The sequence below is a fragment of the Pedobacter frigidisoli genome (genome assembly GCF_004331675.1).
Taxonomy (GTDB): Bacteria; Bacteroidota; Bacteroidia; order Sphingobacteriales; family Sphingobacteriaceae; genus Pedobacter; species Pedobacter frigidisoli.
In genome coordinates, this window is sequence record NZ_SJSN01000008.1 from 106,511 (window position 1) to 125,607 (window position 19,097).

21 protein-coding genes and 1 pseudogene are annotated in these 19,097 nt (G+C 35.8%); all 22 read right to left on the reverse strand.

The genetic code is table 11. From position 1 onward, the window contains the following. Window positions 1–10 precede the first annotated feature (10 nt). Complete coding sequence (locus EZ449_RS11530) at window positions 11–964, reverse strand: glycosyltransferase family 2 protein (protein ID WP_131558832.1); 954 nt, start codon at window positions 962–964, stop codon at window positions 11–13. 125 nt (window positions 965–1,089) lie between these two features. Continuing rightward, a complete protein-coding gene (locus tag EZ449_RS22655; RefSeq protein ID WP_165499740.1) occupies window positions 1,090–1,254 on the reverse strand; it encodes a hypothetical protein in 165 nt (54 codons plus the stop codon). 45 nt (window positions 1,255–1,299) lie between these two features. Next, the gene (locus EZ449_RS11535; RefSeq protein WP_131558834.1) at window positions 1,300–1,869 is read right to left on the reverse strand and encodes a DUF4199 domain-containing protein; all 570 of its coding nucleotides are present in this window, start codon (window positions 1,867–1,869) and stop codon (window positions 1,300–1,302) included. 18 nt (window positions 1,870–1,887) lie between these two features. Next, on the reverse strand, window positions 1,888–2,556 hold the full coding sequence (locus tag EZ449_RS11540) for a hypothetical protein (protein WP_131558836.1): 669 nt from the start codon (window positions 2,554–2,556) through the stop codon (window positions 1,888–1,890). 153 nt (window positions 2,557–2,709) lie between these two features. After that, window positions 2,710–3,972, reverse strand: a complete 1,263-nt coding sequence (locus EZ449_RS11545; RefSeq protein ID WP_131558838.1) for a dihydroorotase — start codon at window positions 3,970–3,972, stop codon at window positions 2,710–2,712. Then, window positions 3,969–6,008, reverse strand: coding sequence for a BatA domain-containing protein (locus EZ449_RS11550; RefSeq protein ID WP_131558841.1), 2,040 nt, complete (start codon window positions 6,006–6,008; stop codon window positions 3,969–3,971). Before EZ449_RS11550 ends, EZ449_RS11545 begins: the two co-directional genes overlap by 4 nt. Before the next feature lie 49 nt (window positions 6,009–6,057). Continuing rightward, window positions 6,058–6,210 (reverse strand): hypothetical protein, encoded by a 153-nt coding sequence (locus EZ449_RS22660; RefSeq protein WP_165499743.1) that lies wholly within the window; start codon window positions 6,208–6,210, stop codon window positions 6,058–6,060. Between the two features lie 36 nt (window positions 6,211–6,246). Further along, entirely contained in the window at window positions 6,247–7,095 is an 849-nt protein-coding gene (locus EZ449_RS11555; RefSeq protein WP_131558843.1) for a hypothetical protein, read from the reverse strand. A gap of 120 nt (window positions 7,096–7,215) precedes the next feature. Then, a complete protein-coding gene (locus EZ449_RS11560; RefSeq protein ID WP_131558845.1) occupies window positions 7,216–7,620 on the reverse strand; it encodes a hypothetical protein in 405 nt (134 codons plus the stop codon). A gap of 64 nt (window positions 7,621–7,684) precedes the next feature. After that, the gene (locus EZ449_RS11565) at window positions 7,685–9,142 is read right to left on the reverse strand and encodes a nicotinate phosphoribosyltransferase (RefSeq protein WP_131558847.1); all 1,458 of its coding nucleotides are present in this window, start codon (window positions 9,140–9,142) and stop codon (window positions 7,685–7,687) included. An 11-nt stretch (window positions 9,143–9,153) separates the two neighbouring features. After that, window positions 9,154–9,885, reverse strand: a complete 732-nt coding sequence (locus tag EZ449_RS11570; protein WP_225872294.1) for a metallophosphoesterase family protein — start codon at window positions 9,883–9,885, stop codon at window positions 9,154–9,156. Next, window positions 9,882–10,430, reverse strand: a complete 549-nt coding sequence (locus EZ449_RS11575) for an RNA 2'-phosphotransferase (protein ID WP_131558849.1) — start codon at window positions 10,428–10,430, stop codon at window positions 9,882–9,884. Before EZ449_RS11575 ends, EZ449_RS11570 begins: the two co-directional genes overlap by 4 nt. A gap of 42 nt (window positions 10,431–10,472) precedes the next feature. Further along, the gene (locus EZ449_RS11580; RefSeq protein ID WP_131558851.1) at window positions 10,473–10,982 is read right to left on the reverse strand and encodes an O-acetyl-ADP-ribose deacetylase; all 510 of its coding nucleotides are present in this window, start codon (window positions 10,980–10,982) and stop codon (window positions 10,473–10,475) included. Then, on the reverse strand, window positions 10,979–11,533 hold the full coding sequence (locus EZ449_RS11585; protein WP_225872295.1) for an NADAR family protein: 555 nt from the start codon (window positions 11,531–11,533) through the stop codon (window positions 10,979–10,981). Before EZ449_RS11585 ends, EZ449_RS11580 begins: the two co-directional genes overlap by 4 nt. Before the next feature lie 14 nt (window positions 11,534–11,547). Beyond that, window positions 11,548–12,028 (reverse strand): annotated as a pseudogene (locus EZ449_RS23495) (nucleoside 2-deoxyribosyltransferase domain-containing protein). A 4-nt stretch (window positions 12,029–12,032) separates the two neighbouring features. Beyond that, complete coding sequence (gene prs / locus EZ449_RS11595) at window positions 12,033–12,869, reverse strand: ribose-phosphate diphosphokinase (RefSeq protein WP_131558853.1); 837 nt, start codon at window positions 12,867–12,869, stop codon at window positions 12,033–12,035. A gap of 68 nt (window positions 12,870–12,937) precedes the next feature. Continuing rightward, entirely contained in the window at window positions 12,938–13,630 is a 693-nt protein-coding gene (locus EZ449_RS11600) for an NUDIX hydrolase (RefSeq protein ID WP_205942996.1), read from the reverse strand. Between the two features lie 75 nt (window positions 13,631–13,705). Continuing rightward, entirely contained in the window at window positions 13,706–15,214 is a 1,509-nt protein-coding gene (locus EZ449_RS11605) for a helix-hairpin-helix domain-containing protein (protein ID WP_131558855.1), read from the reverse strand. Window positions 15,215–15,223: 9 nt separating this feature from the next. Continuing rightward, a complete protein-coding gene (locus tag EZ449_RS11610) occupies window positions 15,224–16,654 on the reverse strand; it encodes a PP2C family serine/threonine-protein phosphatase (RefSeq protein ID WP_131558857.1) in 1,431 nt (476 codons plus the stop codon). A 10-nt stretch (window positions 16,655–16,664) separates the two neighbouring features. Continuing rightward, complete coding sequence (locus EZ449_RS11615) at window positions 16,665–17,717, reverse strand: TerY-C metal binding domain-containing protein (RefSeq protein ID WP_131558859.1); 1,053 nt, start codon at window positions 17,715–17,717, stop codon at window positions 16,665–16,667. Window positions 17,718–17,969: 252 nt separating this feature from the next. Further along, window positions 17,970–18,455, reverse strand: coding sequence for a hypothetical protein (locus tag EZ449_RS11625; protein WP_131558863.1), 486 nt, complete (start codon window positions 18,453–18,455; stop codon window positions 17,970–17,972). A gap of 1 nt (window position 18,456) precedes the next feature. Continuing rightward, window positions 18,457–19,092: a vWA domain-containing protein gene (locus tag EZ449_RS11630; protein WP_131558865.1), complete on the reverse strand. Its 636-nt coding sequence runs from the start codon at window positions 19,090–19,092 to the stop codon at window positions 18,457–18,459. Window positions 19,093–19,097: the final 5 nt, after the last annotated feature.

Consider the following 19,097-nt stretch of genomic DNA (forward strand, 5'->3'; position numbering starts at 1 on the left):
CATTTTACATCTATTTTAGTTCTTTTTCTATTAAATATTGATTTCTTTCTGGTGCATTACGAGTAACTAATTCCGCAACAAAACCCGTTAAGAACATTTGAGAACCAACAACAATTGCAACCAAGGCAATGTAAAATAAAGGTTGATCTGTAATTTCTCTTTTATAAGGGATTTCGGCAGCGATATGATATAGTTTTACACCGATCATCCATAAGGCCATAAATGTTCCGATTAAGAAACTAAGTACGCCAAGTGAGCCAAAAAAGTGCATTGGACGCTTGCCAAATTTCCCGACAAAAAATATCGAAAGTAAATCTAAGAAGCCATTTATAAATCTGCTGAAACCAAATTTCGTCGTTCCGTATTTACGAGCCCTGTGCTCTACAACCTGCTCTTCAATTTTATTAAAACCTGCCCATTTGGCAATTACAGGAATATAACGATGCATTTCGCCATAAACCTCTATGGTTTTAATTACATCGTTACGGTATGCTTTTAAGCCGCAGTTGAAATCGTTCAATTCGATTCCACTCATTTTGCGGGTTGCCGCATTGAATAATTTAGTAGGAATGGTTTTAGTAATCGGATCATAGCGTTTTTTCTTCCAACCTGAAATAATATCGAGTTTTTCTTCTTTAATTCGGCGAAATAACTCTGGAATTTCATCCGGACTATCTTGCAGATCAGCATCCATTGTAATAATTACATCACCTAGGGCAGCTTCAAAAGCAACATTTAAGGCTGCTGATTTTCCATAATTCCTACGAAATTTAATGCCTTTTATGTTATTATTTTCGAGCTTTAATGATTCAATGACTTCCCACGATCTATCGGTACTTCCATCATCAACCAAAACAATTTCGTAACTGAAATTATTATCGTTCATCACTTTAGCTATCCATGCCGTTAATTCTGGCAGTGATTCATCTTCGTTAAACAAGGGTACTACAACTGATATATCCATTTCGAGATTTGAGATTTGAGATTTGAGATTTGAGATTTTCTCAACCAAATCCATTAAAAACTAAAACGTGCAAATTTCATCAAATTAAATGATAAAACCTGCACGTTCTAAATTTTTGATCTTTATTATAATTTTATGCCTTTAGCGTTTACTTTAACAATTTTGCCGTTCTCTGAAAACACCAGAACACCACCATTTTTTTGTTTATAATCAACTAGTTTTTTGAAAGCTAAATTAAGACCAGTCCTTATCTTTTCTCTCATTTCAGTATTATCGATTTTATTACTCATTTGATGCTAGATTAAGTTTTGACCATCTTTCTTGTTCAAAGATAGTTAAGCCTCGGTTGGAAATGTGTTAAAGGTTACTGGTGGTTTTTTCTTTAAAATAGCTGCCAATATTAGTGAAATTACACCATAGGATGCTATAGAAACGCCAAAACTGGTGAAAGTATTTTTAAAACTTGGCTCAAGCTTTTCTTGCATGTTGCCAGCTTTTGCCATAGCCTCATCAATTTCTTCGTTGCCCAATCCAAATTTAGCCATCATTGCTCTTTGTGCATCTTCAATTGCTGCTGCAGCTTTAGCCGGAAGATCTGGGTCTATAAATTTCATTAACAAAAAATTGTATAGCGTTGCTGTTATTGCCAAAATTAATGAGATAATCAAAAATGCTTTGAAAGCATCTCCAAACGTCCAAAAGCCGCCTATTTCTTTACGAATATTTATTCCTGTAACAACCAATAAAGCTATAAACAGCACAAAAACACCAATAGAGACTATTACGTTTGTATAAACTAATACGGGATTGATGAAATGCATTGTTAACGATATTACAATCGAAACTGCTGCAAGGATGAAACCATACTTAAGGGATAGTTGGGAAATTTGAGCACTTTTGTCCATAATTTTTTTAGTTTTAATTTAGTTATTAATTGTTGTAATTAATATATAAGTCGCAGAATCGAACGATTTGTTACTGCTAAATTTAATTAAATCTTTCACAGTTTCTCCACTTCCCTCCGCATCAAGGAAGAAAACCATGAAAGGAACGAATAATTCCCGCATTTCTTCACTAACGAATAAAGTTGGTGCGCTATCACAAATCTCTTCTACACTACTTTCTGCCAATTGTTGGTTGCTGATCAATTCTTCATAAATCTCAAATTCATCCTGAAATTCATCGTCCTCGACTAATAAAAATTCTTTCAAGAAATCGCCCAATTCAGGATCTAAATCTTCATCCTTACATTCCTTAATATAAAGCAGAAGATTCAACAACTCTGTACCCCTATCAATGGTTTCTTCTTCGATTTTTGCCCATTCATCGCCCTCCAAATAATCCTCTTCTAGTTTCTGAACATCATTGCTGAAGAAATTAACCATCAATAAATCGAAAAACACTTCACGCAGTTCTTCAAATTTTGGATGGGAATCGAAAACCTCGTCGAAAGCTGTTGCTTTATCTAAAAAGTTAACATCGAGTTCGAAAGAAGCAAGGAGCTCCGTTTCAAAACCCTCAACATTTATAGCCGCAACTTCAGCATATTTATTTAAAGATGCGACTAGCGCTTTTTTTACTCTATTATCCATAGGATCAAGATTTATATGATTTAAGGATTATAAGATCATCTTTTAAAGATTCGTCATGCTAAATTTAAAGCATCTTAATCGATCAAGACTTTTACATCCTCTATTTTATTAATTTAATTTTAAAAATCTGTGGAGGGAGGAAAACTCTACTCCTTAAGCCTTTAAACCCTCCACCTTACTATTATTATAAACTAACGTTACTTTTCCGGTAAGCTCAGTGCCCAATAACGGGCTATTTGCCGATTTTGAATGATTACTAGCTGCATTGTACAGCCATTTTTCGTTAGGGTTAAAAACCGTAAAGTTGGCTTCAGCTCCCTCTTCTATTACCGGAATATTTAAATTTAGTAATTTACGTGGGTTAATCGATAATTTCTCTGTGATCAAATTCGCATCTAAACCAGCCCTTAACAATAATGGCAGAACGGTTTGCAATGCAATGATGCCGTAATGTGCGATCTCAAATTCTACATTTTTAAATTCAATTTCCTCCGGTCTGTGTTGCGAAGTAATCGCATCGATTGTTCCATCTTTTAAACCAGCTATCAATGCTTTTACATCAGCTTTGCTACGTAATGGTGGTTTTACTTTGTAATTGCTATCAAAATCGCCTAAAAGTTCTTCGGTAAAAACCAAATGATGCGCAGTTACATCACAAGAAATCTGAACACCATCTTTTTTTGCCTTGCGAATCAGTGCAACCGAACCAGCCGTAGAAATATTGCTGATGTGAATTTTAGTTTCGTTATAAGTTGCTAAGAAAATATCGCGGGCAATATGCATTTCTTCTGCCAAGGCAGGTAAACCTTTCATACCTAAAAGCACTGAATTTTTACTTTCGTTGATTTGAGCTTTGCCAGCGATGGATTTATTTTCTGGATAAACCATCAGCAAAGCATTGAAACCTTTGGCGTATTGTAAAGCACGACTCATAAAGCCATCATCTTGCAAAGCACGATCGCCATCAGAAAAAGCAACCGCTCCAGCCTGTTGCATATCAAACAACTCGGCAAGTTCTTTGGCTTCACGATTCTGACTGATCGCACCAATTGGCAAAACATCAACCAAATTATTTTTAGCTCGGTTGATGATGTATTCCACCTGAGATTTCGATTGTACAACTGGATTGGTTTGTGGAAGCAAGGCTAAGCCTGTAAAACCGCCAGCTTTTGCCGTGGCTGTTAAAGTTTGAATATCTTCCTTGGTTTCGAAACCGGGATCGCCAGCCACGCAGTTTAAATCGAAAAATCCAGGTGTTAGAAAAGTACCTTGAGCATCGAAAACGCTTTCATTTTTCTCGATAGTTAATTTACCTATGTTTTGAATTTTACCATCAACTACCCGAACATCGCATTGTTGCTTGTTAAAATTACTTTGCGGATCGGAGATGGTTACATTTTTAACTAGGAGATTCATATTGTTTTTTTAGGGTTGTTAAAAAATCGAATGAGCAGAATTTCTGCTGCAATAAAAATCAGCGACAAAATTAGACAAAGTTTCCATAAAGTTTGTCCGATTTTATTGGCACCTGCAATTAATTTTACAGCATCTTTATCGGTATCAAATATTTTCAAATTGCTTTTTCCGGCAAGATTATCAAGCTCCGTTTTACTCAAATAATGCATATCAGATTCTGTTCTGCCGCTATTGAAGGCATATACGGCTACTAAGGAATCAGCCAAATTGAGGTTATAAAATCCAGCATTTTTTATTTGATCGGCAACATAAATCAGCGTTTTACCGTCAGCCTGACGAATTTCTGTAATAGCCTCAAAGTTTTTAGCGTTCAGTTTTAACGTTTGATTTTTACCTAAAGTTATTCTCTTGCTTGCCAACGCATTATCGTTTCCAAGATTGTAATATAATGCACTTTCATTTCCAGCATTTAGCGCAAGGCGATACATTAAAGGTACAAAAACTGGATGACGAGCAAAATTTCCGTCTGTTGCATTTAGGCCTGTCGCCGATAAATAAACCGAGCCATTGCCTACACCATATTTGGCGAAGAAAAGTTTTCCGCCAGGTAAGGATAAAATATTTTCTTTATTGGCCGAACTATTTTCTACGAACGAAAAATAGCGATTAACAATAGGTAGATCAAGGTTTTTAGGGATTTCCTCGAAAACTGTTTTAAAGATTGGGTTCTGCAAATCAATCTGATCAACCTTAGTTTCCGTTTTATTTAAGGCTTGAATAATGGGCAAGGATAAACCACTCAAAAATGAGTTGTAAGTTTGAATATCGGAATCTAGATCGGGAAAGATAACGATGGCCCCGCCCACTTTTAAATAGGTTTTTAGTTGCTGTGCCAAACCACTAGATGGACTCTTTAAGCCATTCAACACAATCAATCCGTAGTTTGCAAAACTGCTGTAATTGATGTTCGTTTCAGAGTTTTCGGTTAACTTGTAGTAGTTATCGGCAGCGAAAAGGGCCTTAATGTAATTTCCAGAAGCAGCACCATTAATTGTGAGTACTGGCAGGCTTTCATCAACCTTAAAACTAAACGAAAGTGTATCATCAAAGGTTAGTGGAAAATCCTTAATGCTGATTACGCCTTTTTGCCACCCCGCTTTTAATCCAGAGAAATTTAAAGTATCTCTTCTAATCTTTCCAGCAGGAATTGTAACCGAGCTCAATCCCTTCTGTTGATTATTGATGCTCAATTTTAGTGGGATATTTTTGGCTTCTTCTTCTGAATAGTTTTTCAACTGAACAACTAATTTCTCGTTAGCATTTGGTTGATGATTCGGCGAAAGCACCCAAACGCTATCTACAGCCACATTTGGTAGCGTTGTAGCATTTAGTTTAAGAAAAGCGTATTGAATTTCGGGTTTGGTTTCGACCTTTTTATTGGCAACAATATTCTTCTGAAAATCGGAAATTAGAAAGCTGTACTTATTTGCCGAGCCAGTTAAAACATTTCCTTGTCGGTTTAAAATTTGCTGAAGATTTCGAGAAGCTGATGAAATTTTTACATCATCCAATGCCTTTAAAAACTCATCTTCATTTAATAATCTTTGATGTTTTCCCTCAAAATCATTCGTTAAAAGCTGAAAACGATCATTCATTCCGAAGCCTTTTACCAGTTCCTTTGCTCGGCGTTTAGCTTCATCGAGTAGATTTCCATCTTTATTAATGGCCTCCATACTGTAAGAATTATCGATGTAAATGCTTACCGTATTGTTTAATGAAGTTGTTTTTTGATCGGCTAAGGGAATATATGGTTGTGCAAAAGCCAGCACCAAGAATATTATGGCGAGGATTCTGGAAAATAAGATCAGTAAATTTTTGAGCTTCTCCTTTGAAGAATTTTGCTGTTCTACCTCTTTTAAAAGCTGAACATTAGAGAAATAAACCTTTTTAAATTTCCTAAAATTGAATAAATGGATAATGACCGGAATTGCGACCGATAATAGTGCGAAAAGAAAGCCCGGATAAAGGAAATTCATTAAAAATCAAAGATAGAAAAAATATGGAGAGTGTTGTAAAATTTACTAATTATTGAGGCTTTACTTTAACTGGTTTTACATTATTCCAAAATTCATAGAGAGCTTTATTGTCGACCAACATTTGACGTAGCCTTTCTTGTGGTTCTTTTGAAAGCCACAGTTTAAGTTGAATTTCTTTAATTTCATCTGAAGTATCTTTCATTTTTTTAAAAATAAAGCTCCGTAATTATTTGGTCAATTAATACTCAAAACCCGGAAAAACGAAATAAACAATTTCCCACCAACCATTTTCCAATGAGAAATAGATTTTAAACGAACCACGAATTGGCTGGTTTTCGCCTCCACTTAAAACTGCAGTATAACTGGCAAAACCCTCGGCATAACCCATTCCCTTTTCATCGTCAATCAAATCAAAGCTGATATCGAAAATCTCAAACTTGCCATCCACAAATTCTATAGATAAGTTAAAAATGTTTTGAATTTGATTAACCAAGGCTTTTTTCTCTACAACTCTTTTATCAGGAAAGATAAAATTATCTGCCAGCTCCCAACTTTCATCGGTAATGTTTTTATCGAACCAAGCCGTAATAAACGATTCTGCTCTTGCATTTATATCATTTTTATGATTGGGATGAAATTCCTCATAATCAAAAAAATTCATCATGCCCGGTAATTCCACATCATCTATTTCAAGTTCGAAAAACTCTTCTGTAATAAATTTATATTTTGTTCGGTCGGGATATTCGCTTGAGTAGCTAAGCTGGATGTTTTCGCTCATCAAAAGGTTTTCGAGCTTAATTAATTCGTTGGATAAAGTCTCATCATCCAAGTCCTCGGCAGGCTTAAATTCTGGACTTTTCAGTTTTCTGAATATGGTTATTAATTTATGCTCGCTAGATTGCTGGTGAAAAGCCATGATGTTTTTCAAAAACATGTTTTCCATTTCTGGAGGAAGATCGCCACTAACTACATGCGTTTTTGCACCTAACTCTGCTTGCATTTTTAATTTCAACAGCTCATTTTCTATCCTCAAATTTTCTTCAGGACTGCTTCCAAGTGAATCTTCAGGTAAATTTTCTGCTGTCATATCTTTCTACTTTATAATTCAAAAATTTTATGGCATTGCAATTTCTTTTATAAACAGAAGCATTGCGTAGCCTATTTGCAATTTAATGATATAAACTAGATTTTCATTTAAATACTTAAATCAATAAGCAAATCCTGGAAACTCAATATTCACGATTTTCCAGGTGTTATTATGCAAAGCAAAGTACAGTTTAAATGGCCCACTTACAATTTTCGATTGTTTTTGAACTACATTTCTATAACCTGCAACGCCCTCTACAAAGCCCATTCCTTTGCCATCGTTAAGCAATTCATAATTAACATCAATAATATCAAATCTTCCACCCACATATTCGTCAGATTTACCGAATATGCCTTTCAATCTGCTAATAATTACATCCTTGCCAATTATTTTGCCTTTTGGGAGAATGAAAAAATCATTCAATTCTTCAGTAATCGATTTAGATTGCTTAAACCACGAGTTTATAAACCTAGTGGAACTATTTACGATATCTGCTTGATGGTTAAATGTGGAATTTTCTTGCATGGATAATCTTTAAAAAAAATTAATCGACCAGCTAAAAAGCTAGTCGATTAAAAACTTGGCGAAGTTAACTATTCTTTAGCCTTTCTCTAATTTCAGCAAGAGAATAATCGATCAATAGTTTGCCATCTCTAAAAACTTCTTTCAATTCGCCCTGCGCTTCCTCCTCCCAAGTACATTGATCTTTCAGTTCGTATTCGCCAGCAGCATTATTAAAAATTTGGAGTAATCCCTTTGCCGATTTTTTAGTACCGTCATCCGTAATGGGGTCTTTAAAAATTTCTCTTCCAACACCATCTACCTCTCCATAAGTTGCTTTCATCGCAAAACCAAAAGTATCTCTCGTGTTATATTGGTAGGTAAACGAACCAATGCCAAAAACCACATTTGTAGAGGCAAAACCTTTAGCCTTTAATTTTTCGCAAATTTGGGTTGCACGCTCTGTCGTAATGCTATCACCGTAAATAGCGCCAATTTGTGGAACCAACTCCTTAAAACCTTTATCGTTGGTTTTTCCTCCAAAAACATCCCAAAGCAGCTCAATTACGCCTTTTCTTTCGTTTTCATTTTTGCCATTCGGATTACCGCAAATAATATCAACAGGATCTCCAGAATCTGGACGGATAACCACTTTACCTGGTCTTGCAATAATATCTTCCTTTAATTGAGGCAAATACTCGGTTAAAACTTTCCATAAATCCCAAGTATCAGAAACTATGGAAACAATTCCTTTCGGATAAACTTCTAAAATTAAACGTTTAAAAGTTTCCAATTCGCCAATGTTTGTACCCATACACATTACCGAGTGTTCGGTTGCGGCTACCGATCCACCAATCAGCTCCAAATCGGAATTTGCATTGTAATATTCTTCCAGAAATTCGATGGCAGGAATGGTATCGGTACCGGTAAAACTTAATAAATGACCAGCCGCCGAAGTTACAGCAGCTTCTATCCCTCCCATGCCACGCATCGAAAAATCGTGACCTTGCCAATCTACAAATTCAGGAACAGATGATGTTTCAGCGGCATATTTATCCAATATTATTCTATATTGTTTCGCTACGGTAGCAGAATTACATGGCAACCAAACCACCGCAGAAAGTAATGTTTCGAAATAATTGGTTAGCCAGAAAAATTCTGGTTTGGTGTTGTACATGGTAAACATTGGAACTCGCAAAGGAACTTCAGCGCCCTCTGGTAGCGATTTAAAAACCATCGGGATATAGCCTAAATCGTGCAAATCGCCAATATGTTCTGTTCCAACCAAATTTTCGCCTAAATAATTATTTATTCTACGAGCATATTTTCTAAGGATTTCTTCTTTTGGTTGCGCAAAGAAATTCTGATTGAAATCTTCAATAATATATTTCTTAATAAAATATTGCAAGCCAAATAAAACGACATGGCTTACATTTTCCAATCGGCTTTTTCTTGGTGTCCAGTTAGAATAAACTAAGGTTGTGTTGTCTGGGTATTGCCTGCGATGATCTACTTTATAGCCATCAGTTAATAATAATGGATTCATGGTTTTATGTTTTAATTTTTATTTCTTCCTTTTTCGTTTGGATAAAGCTTTTGAAGTGAATCGCTTTGCCAAAACTGTTTTGTTTTAATATCTAAGCCAGTTAATTTTCCAGTAAATGCAGCACCTGTATCAATGTTCCAAACATTACATCCATTCATCGGAATATCTTCATTGTAATAAAGTGTTGGTGTGTGGCCAATGTATATTTCGTTAAAAAGCAGTAACCTCTTCGGGTACAAGGCAGAATCTTTCTTAATTCTGGTGTCCATGGTAATCGCCATTTCCCAAAGGGTTCTATCCCAAGAATAATTTGAAGAGTAACGTTCTGTTTCAGGGCCGTGCATGGAAGAAAACCCTGCATGAATGAATAAGTTATTTTGTTCATCAATGTAGAAATCTTCCATCCGTTTAAAGAAATCTAAATGCTGTTGCTTTGCCGAGGCTTCTAAATTGTGATAACTCTGTATGGTTTCTTTGCCACCGTGGAGATACCAAACATCATCAATAGTTGCTTTCTTCAGCCAATCGTAACACCAAACATCGTGGTTTCCCCGAATAAAAACGCATTGATTTTGTTTTTCCAACGTTAAAAGGTAATCTATCGTTTGTGCAGCCTCACTCCAACCATCAACATAATCGCCAAGAAAAATTAATTTATCATTTGGCGTTATGTCGGCCCTTTGAAATAACTGGATTAAACCCTTCAAACCGCCGTGAATATCTCCGATAACTATTGTTCTCATGATTGAAATTCTATATAATTTACCGGAACAGCATCCGTAAGCCAAACATTATTATCCGAGAGATAAAATTCGTATCCGTCCTCATACATGTCGCCACTTCTAACGGTCAATATTATTGGAACGCCCCGCCTACCTCCAACTTTGGTTGCCGTTTCTTTATCAGCACTTAAGTGAACGTGTTGCCTACTCATTTTTTGTATTCCCTCTGACTTAATATTTGGTAAAAACTTTGCAACCGTTCCGTGGTAGAGATATTCTAATGGCTTTACTTCTTTTAGGTTTAGTTCTACTTGAATGGAGTGGCCTTGATTTGCTCTAATTTTCGTTTTATCATTATTAAATGAAAATCTCTTCTTATCATTATTCTCCACTACATATTCTAGTGTGCCCAGATTGATATTCTTATGGCTTTTGTTGCATTGAGTGATCAGCTTATCAACATCAGTCCAGCCATTTTCGTCTAATTTTATTTGAATGGTCTCTGGAGAATGCCTCAAAACTAAGCTAAGCAGTTTGCTAATCTCTTTTGCTATTTTCTCGTTCATCGTATTTAATATTATTTCTAGAGCTCTTAAAAAAGCACTCATTTATTTAATTTTTTGTAGATAGAGATTATAATTTTCATCATCAAAACAGACGAAAATTATTTTATCTAATTTTTCAATCTCTCCAAAATTTCTAACTGCTTCTATTGCAATATCTGCCGCCTCATCTTTTGGGAAATGATAAATACCTGTACTGATATTAGGAAAAGCAATAATTTTTATATTATTCTCCACTGCTAATTTTAAAGTATTTAAATAGCAATTGGCCAATAAAGGTGCTTTTTCCATACTGTTATTATACCATCTTGGCCCGACTGTATGAATAACAAATTTTGCTGGTAAATTCCCTGCTGTAGTAATTACAGCTTCACCAATTTTGCAACTTCCTTGCCTATTTCTGATTTCCTTACATGCTTCCAAAATTGCGTTTCCGCCTTTTCTGTGGATTGCACCATCTACTCCACCACCACCCAATAAAGAACTATTTGCTGCATTAACAATTGCATCTGCTTGAATTTCTGTAATGTCCCCTTTTATGAGTTCTATTATCATAAGCTAAGTTTTATCTCATTCCTTACTTCCATCAAGGCAAAGCCTAGCAAATTTTCGCCTTTCCAATTCTTAGGAACTTTTGCATTGATATGGTCCTCCGCTAAACCTATTCCCCAAATCAAATCTACAGGACTTGCCTCTACCAGAACCTTATTTTTTGTTTGTAGTAAGAACGACTTCAAATCTTCATTTTGAGAAAATTTAAGAAAATTACCTTGACTTACGATTTCAAATTTATGAGCATCCCATTTTGAGGCATCAAAATTTTTAATTTGTCTCCCTAAATCCTTTACATCTCTAGGCGATTTTTCGGTTAGTATTTTCTCAAAAACTTCCTCATCGTTAAATAACCTTGCTTTTTGGGCCATCATGTAATGTTCAGCAGTTAAATAGCTTACGCCATTTTCTATAAAAGTGGCCTCCCACCATTGGCTCAAGCAAGTTTTAATGATAGAATCATCCTTGCTTTTCTGGTGCCCCAAAAACATCAAGAAATCTAATTCGTTAGTTTTGCTCTCTTGAATTAACCATTCTATATCGTATTTCATCATTCTTTATATTTAAGTTAACGAATTACCCTACTCTTCAAATCAGAAATTACTGCCGAAGTCAAGTCAGATAGGGTTTGAAATTGTGAAATTCCCTTACGTTTGCAAACAATATCTATATTACCTTTTCTCCAAAAACCAGCCTCACAGCAAACCATTAATTTGCCAGAATCGGCAAACAACCCGAGTTCCATCATCGATATTGGAGATTTCGATTCGCCAGACAAGAAAAGTAAAATGATATCTGCCTTTTCCATAGCATCCAATTCCCAGTTCACCTTTTCACAAAATTTCTCATTATCAATACTTTGAGTCCAGCTATTCCCAATCTTTTCGCCGTGGATTAAATATATTTAGCCCGCTTAAAGCCTGTTCTGCCATCAATTCTTCCACAACTTGTTGCTGCCAGTCAATTGAATTTCCCATATCAATCGTACCAGCTAAAAATATAGAAATCCCATTCGATGGAATATTTTGTGGAGGAAGTATCGTATTCATTTTCTTAAGATAAAATGTTCTGTAATTTAATTTGAGTCACACCCGCATGCTCAACCTCCTTAATAGAGTCGGTTGTGAAGATTTGCTCGAAGTATTTACTCAATTCATCAAAGCCCTTGCTAAAAATTCCGTGACTAATGGCCAAGAATAATTTGCCAGCATTTTTGTTTTTCAGCTCTTCGGCAAGACCGATAAAAGTTCCGCCGCCATCGCAAATATCATCTACAATTAAGCAATCGGCTCCGTTCAAATCATCAGCATATACTTTAAAGCCCGAAAGTTTTCCGGTTTTTACATCTCTACTTTTAGAGCATTCTACCACTTCTGCACCGCCTAAAAATTCAGAAACTTTATAAATTTTCTTCAAAGCGCCGCCATCAGGAGAAATTAATTGTACTTCGTTGCCAATTTTTGCAATAACCTGTTTAATAAATTCGTAGTTAGAAATGGTAATGCAGTTATTTAAAAGCGCTGGTGTAACTTCGCTGTGTGGATCGAAAACGGTAACACTTTCAAAGCCCATTGCGTTGATAATATCGGCATAAACCTTAACCGATAAAGGCTCGCCTGGAATCATTACCCGATCTTGCCTTGCCGCCGGAAAGTATGGAATGAAAAGATTAATCTGCTTTACACCCATCCTTTTTAAGGAATCGACTGTTATGCAGATCATGCCTAGATCATTAAAAGAGTTTATTCTTTGCGTAATGGTGAGTGGAACATTTGAATCAAAATTATTTGAAATTTTAATGTGTGGTTCGCCACCTGCAAACAAGAAAGATTTGTATTCGATTTGGTTATTTTCGCCTAGCGGAGTGAAACCCTGATTTAAATTTAACATATATTTGCGTATTATTTACACAAATATAAAAATGATTTTCACAATTCAAAAATTAATTTGCGTTTATTTTACGCAAACCTAATATCAAATTGGAAATTTTCCTTTAAAAGTTGATTGTACTTAGGTTTATCGAAACTGAAAAGCTTGCCTGGGCGACCGCTAACGCCTATTTTCACCACTTTGTTGGTTTCTTTCACTATTCCAAAACTTAGAATTTTTTTTCTAAAATTTCTTCTATCAATATCTTGTTCGAGTATGGTACAATACAAATTTTCCAAATCAGAGAACAAAAATTCAGCATCTAAAAGATCAAAGCCGATGGGTTGATAAGTGAGCTTGCTCTTTAACCTTTGATGAGCCAATTTAACCATATCATCATGATCAAAACCTAACTTTGGGATTTCATTTATCGGAAACCATTTTGCATCCTTGGCATCTGTATCGGCTTTTAAAACAAAGTTTTTGGGATTTACTAAAGCAAAATATGCTACTGAAATTACCCTGAAACGATCATCGCGATTAACATTATCGCCAAAAGTACCCAACTGCTCCAAGTAATTCACAGCTATGCCAGCTTCTTCCTTAAGCTCTCGTTCCACTGCGTTAATCAACGGTTCATCATTCAAAATAAACCCACCTGGCAAAACCCAGCTGTCAGCGAGTTTACCAAAGCGTTGCTGAATAGCGAGAACGTATAATGTTCCCTTTTCATAGCCAAACACGATGGCATCTACAGCAATTTTGATATTTTGATCGATCATTCTTCTATTTGTGTAAAATCAACACAAAGTAAGGAATTTCTTTACCAGCAATCAAAACAAATTTTGAGTGGTAAGTTATTTGTTTGTCAAGGTGACCAAAATGACTCTTCCACCATCTTCTTTTGATAGTAATAATTTCTTTCCATCAGTTAATTCTACCATTGAGCCAATGGGAATTTCTTTTTCTTCGGTTTTATCCACTAACGAGGTGAGTTTTTGATTGACCAAAACCCATTTTCCCTCATGAAATGTGAAATAACCTACAGGTATTTTTTGTTCGTCAGTTAATTTTTCATTCCTCACCACATTTCTGTTTACATGCCATTGGAAAAGATATTGGTTATTGTAAACCATTAATCGATGGTTTTCTGGTTTCCAAACTCCAGGTTGAAATTGATAATATAGATCTAAAATTGGCAATGTTCCTTTATGACTTGTGCCACAAAACGGGCATTTTGGTATTGAAGTGTTATCAAAAACATACCATTTCTGTTCGCAGTAAATATTACTGCACTGCTGCATCAAATCGGTAGTTTTTAGCAAGCCTATCTCCCATTCCTCTGCAGTTGGCCGTTGCATCGGGTTGTGCAATCCATCTATAAAAGCCTTATCAAACAATGCTTTTAAGTAAGGTCCAGTAATGGTGTAAGGTATTTTATTTACGTCGGCCCAATAAGTATCCCACTTTGAAATTTGATTCATTTTTGGGCGATTGGCAGCGTTTGTTGGGTGCTCAATAAATAAGGCTTTTTCTCCCATGCTCAACAAATCGTCTTTTTCGGTATCCAAATCGTGTACTTTTCCGCCTTTTAACGGGTGGCGATGTAATAAGTACATATAAATTAAACAGGCCAAAGCATGCAAATCTGTCAATCGATTTGGTAACTTTCTTGCAGGATCGGTTTTGTTTAAATGTTTGGTAGCCAATACTTCTGGAGCGATAAAATCGGCGGTTCCAATTACTTCTGCCTGAAATAAACCTGGAACAACCAAACCATCCAAGTCGATCATGCAGGCAGAACCAGTAGATGGATCGATTAAAACATTGTTGTAAGATAAATCGGAATGGGAAAGCCCCATTTGGTGCATTTTTTTCACCCCACGTGACAAGTTAACACCGATTTGGAAATAATTTAACCACTTCCCTAATTCAGCTTGATCTAAGCTTAATGGAAACTGCCTGTTTCTAAATTTAGCTCCAGCAAACCATTTTCCATTTTTTTCTTCACCTTTAATGAGATCGCTTGATGAATATCCTTTTGAAAAGAAAAATTTTGAATTATAGATAGGAACGATGATCCCAATCTTATCCTTAGTTTCGATAATATCGGTGGGCCAACGATAAATTTCATCCAAATAGTATTGCCCTGCTTCTTTGGTTTGAATTTGGTTGAGGTATTTTGTTACGATCTTTGTTAAACGTTCCTTTTGATTGAAGTCTTGTTTCTCTTTAAAAATAGCTACAACGTATTTCCTATCCGGACTAAAATACACATTCTTGGCAGTGCCACTTTTAGGATCGCCATTTTCTATATATTGGTAAGAGTTACCCGTTAATGCTGATTTTACTGTAATTATAGACATAGTTTCGTTCTAAAAAATTATAGCTAAAGTTCTATCATCGTGGTTTCCAGAACTCCAAAAATCCATCCAAGTAGATAATTGATTGGCAATTTCGTCGTTTGATGAATCTATCGAAACTGCAACCTTATCTTCATTGTTTCCTTGTAAATCTTCCACAAAATCTTTCCATTTTTCGAGTTTTTCCAAATTTGCTTCCACCACGAATTTTGCATCGTAAATTCCATCAGTCATGAGCATGAGGTAAGAAAAATCTTCAATTAATGTGAATCCAAGACGAGTAGAAAACTTATCACTACTAAAAATTTCGGGCATGGTGATGAATCTTGTTCCGCCGCCAAACTCGCCAACATCAAGCCAATTCATCAGCTTAATATTGGTTAAATCTTTGTTTAGCAAACCTATTGGACAATCGCCCACACCGAAAGTTAAAATAGCATAACCAAAATCGTACTTTTTAAATAGGGCAAAAATTAGTGTGCTGTGAAAATCTTTTAATGATGATTCTGCCTTTGTTGCAAATTCCTCAATTTTATGGTGTGCATAAAATGCCGCTTTAGAAAGGTTGTAGTAAACAAAATGGCTGATCTTTTTTTGAGTATCTACTCCTTTTTTATGGTGATGATCTAAGAGCAATTCATCAAAGGCTATTAAGTTTTCATCATTAAAATTTTCAGCAAAATACTCGATTACCGCATCGCAAGCAATTTTAGATCCTTGTCTGGCCAGCTTTGCACTTCCTGCACCATCCGCAACGCAAACTACGCTCCAACCGTTATCCTTATAGTGTTTAAAGCCGAAATCATCATCCCTAAAAGACCCAACATTGGCATGGCTTCTTCCTCGTTTGGAAGCAACTACAATATTTTTATCGCCAATCGGCTGAAAATCTGAAACATTATCTGCTTTCCAAAAATTTTTAGCTTTCCAATCCTCATCTCTCCCTTCATCACTGGCTATGTTTTTCCATAAAGATTTAGGGTTGGCGTTAATGACAAGTGAAAGCCATTTTTCATGTGGCTCGGTATTTTCCTCTTCTCCTAAAACACTAAATTTCATTTTAACCTTAAAATCGCCACTATGACTTGGATTTCCCTCGATTATCTTCAATTCAGAGTTGAAATTTAATCCGTATTGCGCTAAATTTTCAAACTCAATACCAGAAATATCTTGCAAATCCGGCTGATTAAAATCCAAAATTGCTTGATAAGGTTTTCCCACGGTAGCATTCGGAATAATAATTTGCTTGGCTAAAATATCCTCTATCTTATTTTTCAAAAGCCATTTATCCATCATAATTTTCTGCTTTTCCTTAATCTGTTTAACGGCCTCAATATTAAATTCCTCATTAACATATTCCTCAAAAAGTTTTTCCCTAATCGATAATACGTTAATATTATTTTCATGAAGCAGGCTTTCTATATATTGCTTGGTTTCGAACATGCTGATAACCTTAGCCTTGAGCTCTTCCTACATCAAAACCACCCTCGCCATAACCATAGCTACCTACATTGCCACACCAAGGGCAAGTGCTGGTCGTTTCATTGCCAATACAATGAATTTTATGACAAACACAAACCGCTAAACCAAATTGGTTACCACAACAAGGACAAGCAGGTGCCCCAATCAGCTCCTCGCTGTTCACTTTTTGCTGCTTTGCATTTTCATCGCAGAATTCATAATAAGAATTATCAACCTGAAAACCACCCACTAATCGATAAGCCTGCGTTTGTAAATTCAACCCCTCAAAACCGGATTCATTCATTACCTTTCGGTATTTCATTAAATACGGTCGCTTAGTATTTTGGCATTTGGCCGATAAAACCACGTAATTGTTATCGGTATATTGATTGTTTATTGGTGCTTTCGAAATATCGATCTTAGAAAGTGTATCGCCATCTAATTTGGCCAATTCAAAACCCGATTCATTATTTTCTACACTAATGCTGCTGGTTTTAATGGAATCGGTTACCCACTTAAAAAACTTGTTATAATCTTCTGTTCCTGCATTTTTAAACTGAAGAACATTTTCGGTAAGCTCTGATAATACTCGAGTATCGGTACTATCACCAAAAGAAATGGCAACCATGTTTGCGGTTCGTTGCCAATTTTGTTTCCACTCTGAAATAGCAGTTTTCGTATCATCAGTAGGAACACCATCTGTAAATAAAAACACAATTGGTTTCCAATCGCCTTTTTGCTCCATGGTTGTTTTAACAATATCCTTTCTCATTTGGAACATTAAATGCCCCAAACCCTTACTCAAAGAGGTACCGCCACCAATGGGAAATTTTGGGGGATAAAAACTCACCACCTCTTGCAACGGAACCAATGTTTTAGCTTGTCCGGCGAAAACTATTATCGAAATCCACACCGTTTCTATAGCGTAAGGATCTGTTTTAATGGCTTTTATGATGGTTGCCATTCCCTCCTCAACTTGCTGAATTTGATCTCCAACCATTGATTCAGAAATATCTATTAAAAAGTAAATTGGTAATCTTCTCATATTATAAATAATTGTTTAACAGTAAGAACATAACGAGTAATGCGATCTGTGTCATATCCACAGCCAACCCCTGCCCCACTTGAAATGGTTTTATTAAAGATTTTAGCAAATTTAGTATAGGCTGAAAAATGCTTTGAAAGAAATTAAAGGCACTTTGGTATGGCTTGTTTAGTTTATCTTGGTGCGGTAATAATTTTGAGTATAGGAATAATCCGACTATCAAAACGTTTACAAAAATTTTAAAGGCTAATATCATAGAGAAATTACTTTACGAATTTCTGCTGCAACGGTTTTATAACCCTCTTTTATTCTTTGATTGAAATTAGCACCGCCATAAATAATCACATTATTGGTATCTTCCAAATAGTTTACAGAAAAGTAGGTGTTAACGCTATTTTGAAACTCCTGAATTTCTCCACCTCTACTTTTTTTATCAAACACGTCGAAAAACTGAACATTAAGGTATAAGCAATTCCCTTTTAATTGACTTGCCTTTACCGTAAACTTTCTACTATTGGCATTTCGTAAATCCAATTCTAGGTGGCGGATGTTAAAATTAGGCACCCTGAAAGTTTCGTAACAGTTCAAAATTCCATCTAAAGTAGTTTCCGGAAAAAGATCTATTTCTCTTGCTGATTCATGATCTTGATAAGTGTTCTCATCGTTTCCACTCGATGAGAATTTAACGATTAAGCTAATTATGGAAATAATTAAACTTACTGCTCCAAAAAATCCCATATTATATAACCATAGTAATTTCACTTGGTGGTGGCGGTAAGGCAACGCTCTCGCCCGTTCCTTGGCTTTTATTTCCCTGTTCGATGGTTTCTGAAACCCATTTAAAAAACTGCTTCAAAGTAGAACTATCGGCAGTATCCAAATGCACAACATCGGGCGTAAGTTCTTTTAAGAGTGCATCATTTGCAGAATGACCAGCAGCACAGCCCACAATTGCACCAAAATTTAGCGATTTAATTTTCGGTATCATCTCTCGGTACAACTGCAAATCACTTGGTTTTCCATCGGTAAACAAAAACAATAAGGGTTTCCAATCTCCTTTTTGGTTTGGATTCCCTTTAATTACATCAGCCTGCACTTTTTCGTACAACATCTCTAAAGCTTGGCCTGTATGTGTTGGTCCGCTTTGTGGGCAGGTTATTTCTGGAAGTTGAAATGAGGCCAGTTCTGTTAGTGAAACAATTTCCTTAACCTCCCGATCGAACGTTACCATACTTAACCATAGCGAATCCAAGGCTTGCGCATCAGCTCTCAACGTATTGATCATCCCACTCAAGGCATTGTTTAAAGCTTGAATGGGTTCTCCATACATAGAACCAGAGGTATCAATTAAAAAATAAACCGGTAATCTTCTCATAATTA